Origin of the sequence: Bradyrhizobium australiense (genome assembly GCF_013114825.1) — a bacterium.
Taxonomy (GTDB): Bacteria; Pseudomonadota; Alphaproteobacteria; order Rhizobiales; family Xanthobacteraceae; genus Bradyrhizobium; species Bradyrhizobium australiense.
Genome location: NZ_JAAVLX010000007.1, coordinates 536,987 through 549,980, shown reverse-complemented (window position 1 = coordinate 549,980; position 12,994 = coordinate 536,987). Strand labels below are relative to the sequence as shown.

The following is a 12,994-nucleotide window of genomic DNA, read 5'->3' as shown; positions in this document are numbered from 1 at the left end:
AAGAGATCGGATCGGACCTAGCCTCGCTCCGCTTGCGGCGAGAGGTCGGAGCACGAAGCGCTCCGGGTGAGGGGGTACAGGTTCACCGTGTGCAGCGCTCGTGGATAGAGCCCCTCACCCCGACCCTCCCCCCGCGAAAGTGGGGAGAGGGAGGGAGAGTTCATGCCCCCTCATCCAGCGCGACCAGTTCGCGCTTCTTGCGCAGCGCCGGCAGCAACGGGCCAATCAGCAGCGCGACCGCGAACAGAAGACACGCGGCCGAAATCGGCCGCTCGACGAAGGTCATCAAATCGCCCTGGGAGAGGATCAACGACTTGCGCAAATTGTTCTCCAGCATCGGCCCCAGCACGAAGGCCAGCACCAACGGCGCCGGCTCGTAGCCGAGCTTGCGCATGAAATAGCCGATAACGCCGAACGCGATCATCACATAGACGTCGAAAACATTATTGCTGCTGCAATAGACGCCGATGATGGTGAACAGGATGATCAGCGGGAACAGGATGTTGTAGGGCAGCTTGAGAAGTTGCACCCACATGCCGATCATCGGCAGATTGAGCACCAGCAGCATCAGATTGCCGATATACATGCTGGCGACGATGCCCCAGAACAGGCCCGGGTTTTGCGTGATCATCAGCGGACCCGGCTGCAGCCCGTGAATGACGAAGGCGCCGAGCAGCAGCGCCATCACCACATTCGGCGGAATGCCGAGCGTCATCAGCGGAATGAAGGCGCCGCCGGCGGCCGCGTTGTTGGCGGCTTCGGGTCCCGCGACGCCCTCGATTGCGCCGGTGCCAAAGCGCTCCGGTGTCTTGGACAGCCGCTTCTCCAGCGCATACGACCCAAAGGAGGCGACCACCGCGCCCCCGCCCGGCAGGATGCCGAGCAGGAATCCCATGATCGTTCCGCGCGATATCGGGCCAGCGCTGGCCTTCCAGTCCGCTCTGCTTGGCAGCAGATGCGTGATCCGGGTGTTCATGATGTCGCGTTTGATGACCTGTTCGGTGTTGAGCAGCACCTCGGCGATGCCGAACAGACCCATAACGACCGGGACCAGCCCGATGCCGTCGATCAGTTCGACCCGGCCGAAGGTCAGGCGGGGTTGCGCGGTGATGCTGTCTAGCCCGATCAAGCCGAGCACAACGCCGGTGCAGGCCATCAGCAGCGCTTTCGCCATTGAGCCCTGCGTCAGGAAGGTCAGCACCACGAGTCCTAGCACCATCAGGCTGAAATATTCCGCAGGCCCGAAAGCGATCGCGACGCTGGCGAGCTTCGGCGCCACCAGCATCAGCGCGATCAGCGCGAAGGTGCCGGCAATGAACGAGCCGAATGCGGCGATGCCGAGCGCAGGTCCCGCGCGGCCCTGTTTCGCCATCTGATGCCCGTCGATGCATGTGACGACGGAAGCGGCCTCGCCGGGAATGTTGACCAGGATCGAGGTGGTGGAGCCGCCATACATCGAGCCGTAATAGATGCCGGCCATCATGATGATGCCGGACTCCGGCGTCCCTGACAGCGTAATCGGAAGCAGGAGCGACATCGCCGAGATCGGGCCGATGCCGGGGAGCACGCCGACCAGCGTGCCAATGAAGACGCCGATGAAACAATAGAGCAGGTTGATCGGCAAAAGCGCGACGCCAAAACCATGGGCTACGTTGATAAGGGTTTCCATGGAGCGGTCAGCCGATTTCGAAGATGCCCGAGGGCAGTTGGATCAGGAGCAGGCGTTTGAGAATCCACCACATACCGAGCGGAACCAGCACTGCGATCGGGATGGCAAGCGGCCAGCGTACCGGGTCGACCAGGCGCAACAGCAGCACCATCAGCGGTATCGACGACAGCAGAAAGCCGAACGTATCAAGCGAAAAGGCAAACGCGATGAGGCAGGCGATGACGATCACCGGCTTGGTCCAGCGCGTGTTCTGCCAGCGCGAACCAAAGGTCGGCCCGCCCTCGCTGAGCGCGGCGATAATGATCGAGCCCGCGAACAGGCACATCAGGATGCCGGTATAGAACAAGACGTAACCCGACCCCGGGTCGTTGATGGTGCCGAGCTTGAGCTTGAGCCCGGACCAGATCACGAAGCCGCCGAGCGCGAGCCCGATCAGCCCGCCCCAAAGTTCGGAATTGTTGAGGCGGATTTTGACGTTGCTGTCATTACTCATTGATTTCTCTCTCAGCCGTTCCCCGGATGCGGCGCAGCGTGAAGCGGTGCGTTGCGGGGCCGGGGTCCATTCATCCGCGGTCGCGATGGTTCCCGGTTCTGCGAAGCAGCGCTTGCGCGCTGCATCGCGCCGGTACACGGCGGAGGTCAGTTCGTCTTCTTCGCCAGCCCGAGCCTGTCGATCACCTTGCGCTCGGATTCGGTCACTTCGGCGACGAACTTCTTGTAATCTTCCGTATTCTTGTAGTTCGGCACCATGTCGAATTTGGCGAGTGTGGCGATCACGGCCGGATCTTCCAGCGCCTTCTTGAAGGCATCGTGCAGCTTGGCGACGATCTTGGGGTCCATGCCCTTCGGTCCGGCGATGCCGAATGGGGAGTCATAGACCATGGGATAGCCGAGCTCCTTTAGCGTCGGCACATTGGGATAGTTCGGCGAACGCGCCGAGGTCCACACCATCAGAAGCCGCAGCTTGCCGGCGTCGACCAAGGGGCGCCAACCGGTTGAATCCGCCTGCAGCATGGTGTGCTGCCCCAGCACCGCGGCATTGGTTTCCGCGCCGCCCTTGAACGGCACCTGCGTCAGCTTGATGCCGGCCATGGAGGCGATCTGCTCCATTCCGATATGCAGCGACGTGCCGGCGCCCGGCGTCGCATAGGTCACCTTGCCGGGATTCTGCTTGGCGTAGTCGATCACGTCCTGCCAGGTCTTGAATGGCGACTCGGCGCTGGTGGTGACGCCGAACGTGTAGCCGGTGAGGTGAACGATGTAGGTGAAATCCTTGTCGGGATTCCACGAGACTTCCTGCATCAGCGGCAGACGGAACACGGTGATCGGAATCTGCGCGATGGTGTAGCCGTCAGGCTTGGCCGCGGCCGCCATGGTGGCCGGGCCGACGGTGCCGCCGCCGCCGGCCTTGTTGTCGATGGCGATCGGCTGTCCGAGCACCTTGGACGCGCTTTCGGCGATCGCGCGCATCGAGATGTCGGTCGAGCCGCCGGCAGGCCAGGGTACGATCAGCGTAATCGGTTTCGTGGGATATTCCTGTGCGCCGGCGGCTGAAGATATCAGCACTGCGAAAGCAGCGACGGCGATTGTCAACTGGCTACGTCGAAACATATGCAACACTCCCCTGCGGTTTCCCTTGATACCGGAGCCGCTTGTTTTTCTTTCCCGGGCTTGATCTTCCCTGAAATCGCCTTGGAAGAAAAGCTTGTTGACCGCGGCGGCTCGTGCCATCCGCGCCGCAACAAGCTGGAAAATGACGCATGCGACAATTGGTCTGCCGCGGCATCCCGGATGACGGAATTTGGTTGCTGCCGCGCCATGGGATGTTCGGGCAACCACGCACCCGAACCGGACTGTCGGTTCGGTTCGTTTGCAACAATCGACAGTTAGCCCGCGCGGCGCCGGGCAAACGCACCTGCCTCGCTCGTCGATCGTCTGCGATCGATCATGTCCGCGGTCAGTCCTGATGGACTGCTACCACCACGCCCAGCAGCCGATCCACCTCGATCCGGATCGCTACGAACGCGTCACGCTCGGCACCGAATTTCTGCGGCCTTATGCCAGCGAGGCGCTGATCGCGAAGGGAGGCGCCTCGCTGCCGGGACGGGCGTCGCATCCAGTCCTCCTTTTACGTATTCGCCCGGCGTCTTCTCGCCCGGCTGGTCGATCTCATCCTGGAGCACCCCCAGATTTTTGGCGTGCGGGTCATCGAAAGCGACATGTCCGATGTGCTGTGCGGGATGACGCTCAGCGGACGCGGCGCGGCTTGGTTAACAGAGGGCACCGTGGCGGCTTCCGGCCGGAAACGGCTGATCCCGATCGGCGGCGACAAATGGGCGTTGCCTTTGTCTTTAGTCGCATTCAGGGGTCGAATGCATGATGGTCAAGGGGCGCTAAATCTGTTTTGGTCCGAATTGTGCAGGCATAGTGCCGGGCACGCCGGGGGCGGTCTTGCCAGGACAGGCTCGAGACCGCCGGCCAAACGGCCCGGCAAGTTGCTGAGTTAGGGTGGATGAGCAATCATCTGAAACCTTTGGAGGGAGAAGTTACGTGAAACACCGTCATATTATCGGCTGTCTGATCGCGGGTGCGTTGTGCGCCGGGCCGGCAATGGCCCAGGAGCTCACCGGGACGCTGAAGAACATCAAGGAGACCGGCGCCATCACGCTCGGCTACCGCGACTCGTCGATTCCGTTCTCCTATCTCGACGACAATCAGAAGCCGATCGGCTACGCCATGGACATCTGCTACAAGATCGTCGATGCCGTGAAAAAGGAGCTCAAGCTCGACAAGCTCGAGGTCAAGCTCAACCCGGTGACGTCATCGACCCGCATCCCGCTGCTCGCCAACGGCACCATCGATCTCGAATGCGGCTCGACCACCAACAACACCGAGCGCCAGAAGCAGATTTCCTACACCAACACCCACTTCCTGACCGCGAGCCGCTACGTCACCAAGAAGGCGAGCAAGATCAATTCGATCGACGACCTCAAGGGCAAGTCGGTGGTTTCCACCGCCGGCACCACCAACATCAAGCAGCTCACCGAAGCCAATGCGGCACGCGGCCTCAACATCAACATCATCCCGGCCAAGGATCATGCGGAAGCGTTCCTGATGGTCGAGACCGATCGCGCCGTGGCCTTCGTGATGGACGACATCCTGCTCGCGAGCCTGGTTGCCGGCTCAAAGGCGCCGGGCGATTACGTCATCTCCAAGGATGCGTTTTCCAAGCCGGAGCCCTACGGCATCATGCTGCGCAAGGATGATCCGGCCTTCAAGAAGGTGGTCGATGCGGCCACTGCGGCGCTCTATACGGGCGGCGAGGGCCAGAAGATTTACGACAAGTGGTTCACGCAGAAGATCCCGCCCAAGGGACTGAACCTCAACGTGCCGATCAGCAGCGAGCTGAAGAACGAATTCGCCAAGCCGTCCGACTCGCCGGATCCGGATTCGTATAAGTAAGTATCAAACCTGAGGAGGCGCGCCAGCGCCGTCTTGAACCATGAGGCCCACGATAAGGGCCTTCATCCTTCGAGACTCCAGCAATAACGGCGAAGCCGTTATGCAGGGATGAGAGGCGATAGCAAGTCCGGCCATTTTGCAATAAAATGGCCGGACATTTGCATAGGCAGCAGTAACCAAGAGCTTGACCGGCACTTTCGGGCAGGGTGCAGCGTGAACTACAACTGGAACTGGCACATCTTCTTCGAGCCGAACCCGACCGGGGCCGGCACTTATCTCGACATGTTGATGTCGGGACTGCTGCTGACCATCAAGACCGCGTTGCTGGCATGGGTCATCGCGCTGATCTTCGGCACGATCGTCGGTATTCTGCGCTCGCTGCCGTCGAAGACCGCGTCCTGGATCGGCTTTGGCTACGTCGAATTCTTCCGCAACATGCCGCTGCTGGTGCAGCTATTCCTCTGGTTCTTCGTGCTGCCCGAACTACTGCCGCGCAGTGCCGGCCTGTGGCTGAAGCAGCTTCCCAATGCGCCGTTCTGGACGGCGGCGATCGGGGTCGGCCTGTTCATGTCGGCGCGCGTTGCCGTGCAACTCGCGGCCGGCATCGCTTCGCTGCCGCGTGGACAGAAGAATGCCGCGACCGCGCTCGGCCTGACCACGGCGCAAGGCTATCGCTACATACTGCTGCCGATGGCGTTCCGCATCATCATGCCGCCGCTTACGTCCGAATTTCTCAATACCGTGAAGAATACTTCCGTCGCGATCACCATCGGCCTGATCGAACTGACCGGTCAGGCGCGGGCGATGCAGGAGTTCTCGTTCCAGGTGTTCGAGGCCTTCACCGCCGCGACCGCGATGTATCTCGCAATCAACATCGTCGTCGTCACCGGCATGCGCTTCCTCGAACGCAGCCTGGCGATCCCCGGCTACATCACGGGGAAATAGTGATGTTCGACACTCTCGATTTCGATGTCATCCGCCGCTCGCTGCCCTACCTGTTCCTGGACGGCATGAGTTTTACGCTGATGCTGACCGGGTTGTCGGCGCTGGGCGGCCTGATCTTCGGCACGCTGATCGCGCTGATGCGGCTGTCCAGCTATAGGCTGCTCGGCCGCATCGCCGGCCTCTATGTCGACTTCATGCGCTCGCTGCCGCTGGTGCTGGTGATTTTCTGGTTCTATTTCCTGGTGCCTTATATCGGCCAGTGGCTAACCGGAGCGTCGCGCCCCATTCGCGTCGGCGCGTTCACCTCCTCTCTCGTCACCTTCATCATGTTCGAGGCAGCGTATTTTTCCGAGATCATGCGCGCCGGCATCCAGTCGATCTCCAGGGGCCAGCCGGCGGCCGCCAGCGCGCTCGGCCTGACCTACGCGCAGTCCATGCGCTACATCGTGCTGCCGCAGGCGTTTCGTAACATGCTGCCGGTGCTGCTGACACAAACCATCGTGCTGTTCCAGGACACCTCGCTGGTCTATGTGCTGTCGATCCCGGATTTCCTCGGCGCGGCCAGCAAGGTGGCGCAGCGCGACGGCCGGCTGGTCGAAATGTATCTTTTCGCGGCCGCGGTCTATTTCGCGATTTCCTGTTTCGCGTCCTGGGGCGTCCGGCGCCTGCAGGCGCGCATTGCTATTGTTCGGTGAGGACACATGATCGACATCAGCCACGTCAATAAATGGTACGGGCCGACCTTCCAGGTGCTGAAGGACTGCACCACTAACGTTGCCAAGGGGGAAGTGGTGGTGGTGTGCGGCCCGTCGGGTTCGGGAAAGTCGACGCTAATCAAATGCGTCAACGCGCTGGAGCCGTTTCAGGAAGGTCAGATCATTCTCGACGGCATCAAGGTCAACGATCCCAAGACCGACCTGCCAAAACTGCGCGCCCGCGTCGGCATGGTGTTCCAGCATTTTGAGCTGTTTCCGCATTTGCGGATCATCGAGAACCTGTGTCTGGCGCAGGAGAAGGTGCTGGGCCGTTCGCATGACGAGGCCATGGCCAAGGGCGACAAGCTGCTCGACCGCGTTGGCCTGAAGGCGCATGCAACCAAGTATCCGGCCGAATTGTCCGGCGGCCAGCAGCAGCGTGTCGCGATCGCCCGCGCGCTCGCCATGGATCCGATTGCAATGCTGTTCGATGAGCCGACTTCCGCACTCGATCCCGAAATGATCAGCGAAGTCCTCGATGTCATGGTCGATCTCGCCCATGAGGGCATGACCATGATGGTCGTCACCCACGAAATGGGCTTTGCCAGCAAGGTCGCCAATCGCGTGATCTTCATGGATAAGGGCGAAATCGTCGAGGACGCGCTGAAGACCGATTTCTTCGGCAGCCCGCGCAGCGAACGCGCGCAGAAATTCTTGTCGAAGATTCTGTCGCATTAACAAGCACCGTCGTTCCGGGCGCCTCGCAGAGGCGAACCCGGAATCTCGAGATTCTCAGGTGCGCAATTGCGCATCGTAGTTCGATGCTGTGCATCGCCCCGGAATGACGGCGAGAGTTCCTCGCCATTGACAAATTGCATGTAACGTCCGCCACAAGCTCTTTAGCGCCTCCAGGAGACTCTACTTTGGAACAGATCGCTTACGTCAACGGCTCGTTCGTCCCCCTTTCAGAGGCGAAGGTCTCGATCCTCGATCGCGGATTCCTGTTTGCCGACGGCATCTATGAAGTCGCCGCCGTGCTCGACGGCAAGCTGATCGACAACGCCTCGCATCTGGCGCGGCTGGAGCGCTCGGTCGGCGAGATCGAGCTGGCGCTGCCGGAGACGACAGCACGCATCCAGGAGATTCAGAAAGAGCTGGTGGCGCGCAACAATCTCGTCAATGGCATGGTCTATCTGGAAGTGACGCGCGGCGCCGACACCGGACGCGACTTCGCGTTTCCCAAGGGCGTCAAGCCCACGTTGATCATGTTCACCTCAACCAAGGACATCATCAACGCGCCCTCCGCCAAGACCGGCATCAACGTGATCACTGTGCCCGACCTGCGTTGGGCCCGCCGCGATATCAAGAGCGTCGCGCTGCTGGCGCAGGTGCTGGCCAAGGAGGCCGCCGCGGTGGCCGGCGCCGGCGAGGCCTGGATGATCGAGGACGGCAAGGTGACCGAGGGCGGCTCGTCGTCGTGTTTCATCCTGACCCAGGATGACGTGATCGTGACGCGGCAGAACGGCAGCGAGATCCTGCCCGGCTGCACCCGAAAAGCCGTCGTCGCGCTGGCCGAAGAGCGCCAGCTCCGCGTCGAGGAGCGCGCATTTTCCGTCGAGGAGGCATTGGCCGCCAAGGAAGCCTTCGTCACCAGCGCCAGTGTGTTCGTGCAGGCCGTGGTGTCGATCGACGGCAAGCAGGTCGCCGACGGCAAGCCCGGCCCGATGACCAACCGCCTGCGCGAGATCTATGTGGAATTCGCCAAGGCTACGGCGGTGTAGCGCGGTAGTTCTCGCGTTGTCATTGCCGGGCTTGACCCGGCAATCCATCGCGCTTGAAAGATCTTCCTATTTGATGGATGCGCGGGTCAAGCCCGCGCATGACGAGTGCTGATGCACTGTGAAGTCACTAAGCCACCGCCGCCTTGGCCTTCACCGGGTGAACCGCGCGGAAAGAGATCGCGATCCTGTTCCAGGCGTTGATGGCCCCAATCAGCATGGTCAGATTGACCATCTCCGTTTCCGAGAAATGCGCGCGGAGCTCTTCGTAGAGCTCGTCGGGGCGGCGATCAGCATCACCGCATCGGTCCATGCCAGCGCGGCACGTTCGCGGTCGGTGTAGAGCGGCGACTCCCACCAGGCGCTTAGCAAATAGAGCCGCTGCTCGGTCTCGCCGAGCTTGCGGGCGTCCTGGGTGCGCATGTTGATGCAGTAGGCGCAGCCATTGATCTGCGAAGCGCGTGTCTTGACCAGTTCGATCAGCGATTTCTCGAGGCCCGAGGCGACGATCTGGGCTTCCACCGCGACAAGCGCTTTGATGGTTTCGGGGCCTGATAATAGTTCATCCGGGGCTTCATGCACGTTCTCCTCTCTGGACGCCTTCAATTTGAACGAATGTCCAAAGTGTATCCCGATCGGAGCATAGCCACCATCTGGATCGATCCAGTTCGGTGCAATAAAGTGACCGGAAGTAGACCAGGGAGGGCTGCGGATGTTTGCGGGCTATTGGGTGTCGACAGAACGCCTTGCGATTCCGTTGACCGCTATCGATCGACATGGCATCGCCTTTCTCTTCGCGCTCGCCTCCGTATTGCTCTCCCTGCTTTCGGGCCATATGGCTTTCGCCGCCTATCCGGACCGCGTCATCAAGATCATCGTTCCTTTTGCGCCGCGCGGCGGCACGGACGCCATCGCGCGCGTGCTGGCGCAGGAGATGGCAAAGGAGCTCGGCGGCAGCATCATCATCGAAAACAAGCCGGGCGCCGGCACCATTATTGGGGCGCAGGCGGTCGCATCTGCCGAAGCCGATGGCTACACGCTGCTTATGGGAACATTTGCCCACGCGGCAAATCCGAGTCTGTACGCCAAATTACCGTTCGACCCGCACAGGGGCTTCGCGCCGGTCGCGCTGGTGGCGCGTTCTCCCAATATCGTGGTCGTCAATCCGAAATCATCGTTTCGCTCCATCGCCGATCTGATCGCAGCGGCGAAAGCCGAGCCCGAAAAAATCTCCTACGGGACCTTCGGTATCGGAACGTCGGCGCATCTTGCAGGCGAAATGTTCAAGCGCATGGCCGGCGTCAAGATGACGATGGTCCCCTACAAGGGCTCCGCGCCCGCCATCACCGATCTGATCGGCGGGCGGACTCAGGTGATGTTCACGACTGTGGCAAGCGCAGCATCGCTGATCGAGGGCGGTCAGTTGCGCGCGCTGGCGGTGACATCAGCCGAACGCTCGCCTGCCTTTCCGCAACTACCAACGGTCGCCGAGACCGGTTTTCCCGGCTTTGAAGCGGAAACCTGGTACGGCGTGTTTGCGCCGGCAAAAACGCCGCCTGATATCATCGACCGCCTCAACAAATCGGCGGCGAAGGCCGTGCAAGCCGACGCCTTTGAAAAGCTCAGCGTCAATGAGGGCCTCGTTCTGATCGCAGCGTCGCCGGAGGAATTCGGCCGCTACTATCGCAGCGAGGTGGAGCGCTGGCGCAAGGTCGTCGAGGAGGCGGGCATCAAGGCCGAGTAGCGGCGGGGGGCGCGAACCCGATTTCCCTGATATCGGACGATCTCAGCGACAAGGAGATCGCGCACCGCTGCAGGTCGAGGTCTCGACCGTCCATACCCACATCGAGCGCATTTTTGCCAAGCTCGGCGTCTGCCGCCGCAGCGACGTCGCGAGCCTGTTTGCACGGCATTAGCCGCGCGAGCCCTAGCCTAACGCGACGGCGGCGGAAGCCGGCCGAATATCTTCTCCATCGCTATGCCGACCGCCAGCAGCCGGCGATCGCTTCCCGCGGGGCCGTCGAGCTCGAGACCGACAGGCAATTTGCTCGAAGCGCCCAGCGCGATCGGAAGCTGAAGACCGGGGATGCCCGCATTGCTGCCGGGATCGGTGTTTTGGATGAACAGCAGGAAGTTGGCGAGGCTCGACGAGTCGGGATTTGAGGCAATCGCGACCTTCGGCACGGTCGGGAAGGCGATGGCGTCGAGCTTGTTCTTTGCGAACGTATCGCGATAGAGCGCCTGCAGTGCGGGCCGGGCGGTTTTCATCGCAGCGTCATAGGCCGGCTTGGCATCGGCGACAGTATTGTCCGGTCCCGGCAGCTTGCGCGGAATGACCAGCCCGTCATAGGTGCCTTTTACGTCGGGGCTTGCGATCTCCTTGGCGAGATTCTCGATGCTGACGCCGCTGCCTGTCTTCTTGAGATAGGCCACCATGTCGTCATAGGCTTCATAAAGCGCGAGCGGAAATCCGACCTGGCCGTTGAGCTCGGCGAGCTTTGGCATTTCAACATCGACCACCGTCACGCCGTTAGACTTGAGCTTTTCCAGCGCGGCCTTGAATGCGGCTTCGGTGTCGCCGTCGAGATTGGCCAACATGGCGTTGTCGATCCCAATGCGCACCTGCTTCAGCTCGGCGGGCGCAATCGTGCCGCCGCCGGCGACGACACGATCAAGGATCGCCACGTCGGCGACGGTGGAAGCCATCGGGCCGGCGGTGTCGCGGGTATGTGAAATCGGAGCGATCCCACCTTGCGGATACCTGCCGACGGTCGGACGCAGCGAGACGCAGCCGTTCAGTGCGCAGGGGACTCTCACTGAGCCGCCGGTATCGGTGCCGAGGCCCGCGGTAACGATCCGAGCACCGATCGCCGCGCCCGTTCCAGATGACGAACCGCCGGCAATCTTCGTCGAATCGTAGGCGTTGCGCACGCCTGGCTCCGAGCCGGTCTTGAATCCAGCATTGAAGCCGGAGATGCCGAAGGCAAGCTCATGCATATTGGTCTTGCCGATGATAATGGCGCCTGCCGCGCGCAGTTTTGCCGCGACCGGTGCATCCTTCTTCGGCACGAAATTTTTCAGCGCCGGCGTTCCAGCCGTGCTGGGGAGCCCGGCCACCTCGATATTGTCCTTAATGACGATGGGCACGCCGCCGAGCGGCTTGCACGGGCCCTTTTTGCGCCCGGCGTCAAAGGCTTCGGCGGCCTTCATCGCACCGGCCTCATCCAGCGTGACGAAGGCGTTGAGGTCCGGCTGCGCCTTGGCGCGCGCCAGCGCCGCCGCGGTCAGCGCCTTGCTGGTGATTTTTCCGGCGCAGAGATCGGCGGCGGCCTGGGTGGCCGTGAGTTGGTCCAGATCGATCGCCGGTTGGGCTGTTGCGGGAGACGTCGCGAGAACGAGGCCCATGAACGCCGAGCCGAGCAGGATGGAGCTGCGAGCCATGATGATCCCTTCTTGGATTAGTACCCCGCAGGACGAACCTTAACCGCTACGGGCACCCGCGCCTGTCCTTATTTCTGAGGACGCCAATCCTCCGAGCCTCTCACCCTGAGCAGGCCGCGGAGCGGCCGTCTCGAAGGGCGAGGCCACCGGCCGGGCCCACATCCTTCGAGACGCGCGTTCCGCGTTCCTCAAGGACGAGAGGAGGCCTCAGACCTCCTCCTTCACAAACCTGTTCCGTAACGTGCCGATCCCCGTAATGTCGATCTCGACCACATCGCCGGACTTCAAATCAGGCGAGGCGCCGTCGGTGCCCATCCAGATCACATCGCCCGGCGACAGCGCGAAATACTTGGAGAGCTCGACGAGAAACGGCACGATGCCGAAGATCATGTCGTTGGTGCGGAAGCGGCCGGTCTCCTGGCCGTTGACCCGGATCACCGTTTCCATCCTTTCGAGATCGACTGATGTTTCGATCCACGGCCCCATCGGCTTGAAGGTATCGGCATTCTTGGAACGCCACAGGCTGCGGTCGGCCTTCTGCCAGGTGCGCTCGCTGACGTCGTTGCCGATCGTGTAGCCGAACACGCAATCCATCGCATTGGCCTCGGTGAGGTGTTTTGCCTTCTTGCCGATGACAACCACCAGTTCGCCCTCGTAATGAATCTTCTCGGTCGCGCTCGCCGGGATCACCACGTCCTCGTCGTGGGCAATCAGCGCGTTTTGCGCGCGGTAGCCGATCTCGGGCCGGTCAGGCACATTCGGCACCGTGCCGGCCCTATCGGCGGCTTCCTTGAGATGCTTGAGATAATTCAGCCCGACGCAATAGAAGGTGCGCGGGATCAGCGGCAGCTCGATCTTGACGTCCTTCAGCGCATGCGACTGCGTTCCGCGCCGCCATTCGCCGAAGGGATCGCCCTCGACGGCGATCACGTGCTCGCCCTCGATGATGCCCCAGGATGTCTTGCCTGCGGCGGTGAATTTGAGCCAACGCATGAAATGTCCTC

At 61.7% G+C, this 12,994-nt stretch carries 12 protein-coding genes and 1 pseudogene; 6 read left to right on the top strand and 7 right to left on the bottom strand.

Features of this window, described 5'->3' with window-relative positions:
• Window positions 1–160: 160 nt before the first annotated feature.
• The 4 genes from HCN58_RS23230 to HCN58_RS23215 all read right to left on the bottom strand — a co-directional run bounded on the left by HCN58_RS23230 (window position 161) and on the right by HCN58_RS23215 (window position 3,785).
• Window positions 161–1,669, bottom strand: a complete 1,509-nt coding sequence (locus HCN58_RS23230) for a tripartite tricarboxylate transporter permease (protein WP_171581686.1) — start codon at window positions 1,667–1,669, stop codon at window positions 161–163.
• Between the two features lie 7 nt (window positions 1,670–1,676).
• On the bottom strand, window positions 1,677–2,162 hold the full coding sequence (locus tag HCN58_RS23225) for a tripartite tricarboxylate transporter TctB family protein (RefSeq protein ID WP_171581685.1): 486 nt from the start codon (window positions 2,160–2,162) through the stop codon (window positions 1,677–1,679).
• Window positions 2,163–2,308: 146 nt separating this feature from the next.
• Entirely contained in the window at window positions 2,309–3,280 is a 972-nt protein-coding gene (locus HCN58_RS23220; protein ID WP_171581684.1) for a Bug family tripartite tricarboxylate transporter substrate binding protein, read from the bottom strand.
• Between the two features lie 346 nt (window positions 3,281–3,626).
• Complete coding sequence (locus HCN58_RS23215; RefSeq protein ID WP_171581683.1) at window positions 3,627–3,785, bottom strand: hypothetical protein; 159 nt, start codon at window positions 3,783–3,785, stop codon at window positions 3,627–3,629.
• Window positions 3,786–4,279: 494 nt separating this feature from the next.
• On the opposite strand from HCN58_RS23215, the gene HCN58_RS23210 reads away from it, so the two are divergent.
• From HCN58_RS23210 to HCN58_RS23190, 5 genes are all read left to right on the top strand, one after another.
• Window positions 4,280–5,131 (top strand): amino acid ABC transporter substrate-binding protein, encoded by an 852-nt coding sequence (locus HCN58_RS23210; protein WP_171581857.1) that lies wholly within the window; start codon window positions 4,280–4,282, stop codon window positions 5,129–5,131.
• 213 nt (window positions 5,132–5,344) lie between these two features.
• Complete coding sequence (locus HCN58_RS23205) at window positions 5,345–6,076, top strand: amino acid ABC transporter permease (protein WP_171581682.1); 732 nt, start codon at window positions 5,345–5,347, stop codon at window positions 6,074–6,076.
• Window positions 6,077–6,078: 2 nt separating this feature from the next.
• Entirely contained in the window at window positions 6,079–6,771 is a 693-nt protein-coding gene (locus HCN58_RS23200) for an amino acid ABC transporter permease (RefSeq protein WP_171581681.1), read from the top strand.
• Window positions 6,772–6,777: 6 nt separating this feature from the next.
• Entirely contained in the window at window positions 6,778–7,509 is a 732-nt protein-coding gene (locus tag HCN58_RS23195; protein ID WP_171581680.1) for an amino acid ABC transporter ATP-binding protein, read from the top strand.
• A gap of 185 nt (window positions 7,510–7,694) precedes the next feature.
• The gene (locus HCN58_RS23190; RefSeq protein WP_171581679.1) at window positions 7,695–8,552 is read left to right on the top strand and encodes a D-amino-acid transaminase; all 858 of its coding nucleotides are present in this window, start codon (window positions 7,695–7,697) and stop codon (window positions 8,550–8,552) included.
• A gap of 127 nt (window positions 8,553–8,679) precedes the next feature.
• Here HCN58_RS23190 and HCN58_RS23185 read toward each other — a convergent pair.
• A pseudogene (locus tag HCN58_RS23185) lies at window positions 8,680–9,131 on the bottom strand (carboxymuconolactone decarboxylase family protein).
• 130 nt (window positions 9,132–9,261) lie between these two features.
• On the opposite strand from HCN58_RS23185, the gene HCN58_RS23180 reads away from it, so the two are divergent.
• Entirely contained in the window at window positions 9,262–10,293 is a 1,032-nt protein-coding gene (locus HCN58_RS23180) for a tripartite tricarboxylate transporter substrate binding protein (RefSeq protein ID WP_171581678.1), read from the top strand.
• Window positions 10,294–10,481: 188 nt separating this feature from the next.
• Here the strand turns inward: HCN58_RS23180 and iaaH are convergent, their stop codons facing one another.
• Both iaaH and HCN58_RS23170 read right to left on the bottom strand, forming a co-directional pair.
• Window positions 10,482–11,909, bottom strand: coding sequence for an indoleacetamide hydrolase (gene iaaH / locus HCN58_RS23175; RefSeq protein ID WP_171581856.1), 1,428 nt, complete (start codon window positions 11,907–11,909; stop codon window positions 10,482–10,484).
• A gap of 288 nt (window positions 11,910–12,197) precedes the next feature.
• Window positions 12,198–12,983, bottom strand: coding sequence for a fumarylacetoacetate hydrolase family protein (locus HCN58_RS23170; protein WP_171581677.1), 786 nt, complete (start codon window positions 12,981–12,983; stop codon window positions 12,198–12,200).
• Window positions 12,984–12,994: the final 11 nt, after the last annotated feature.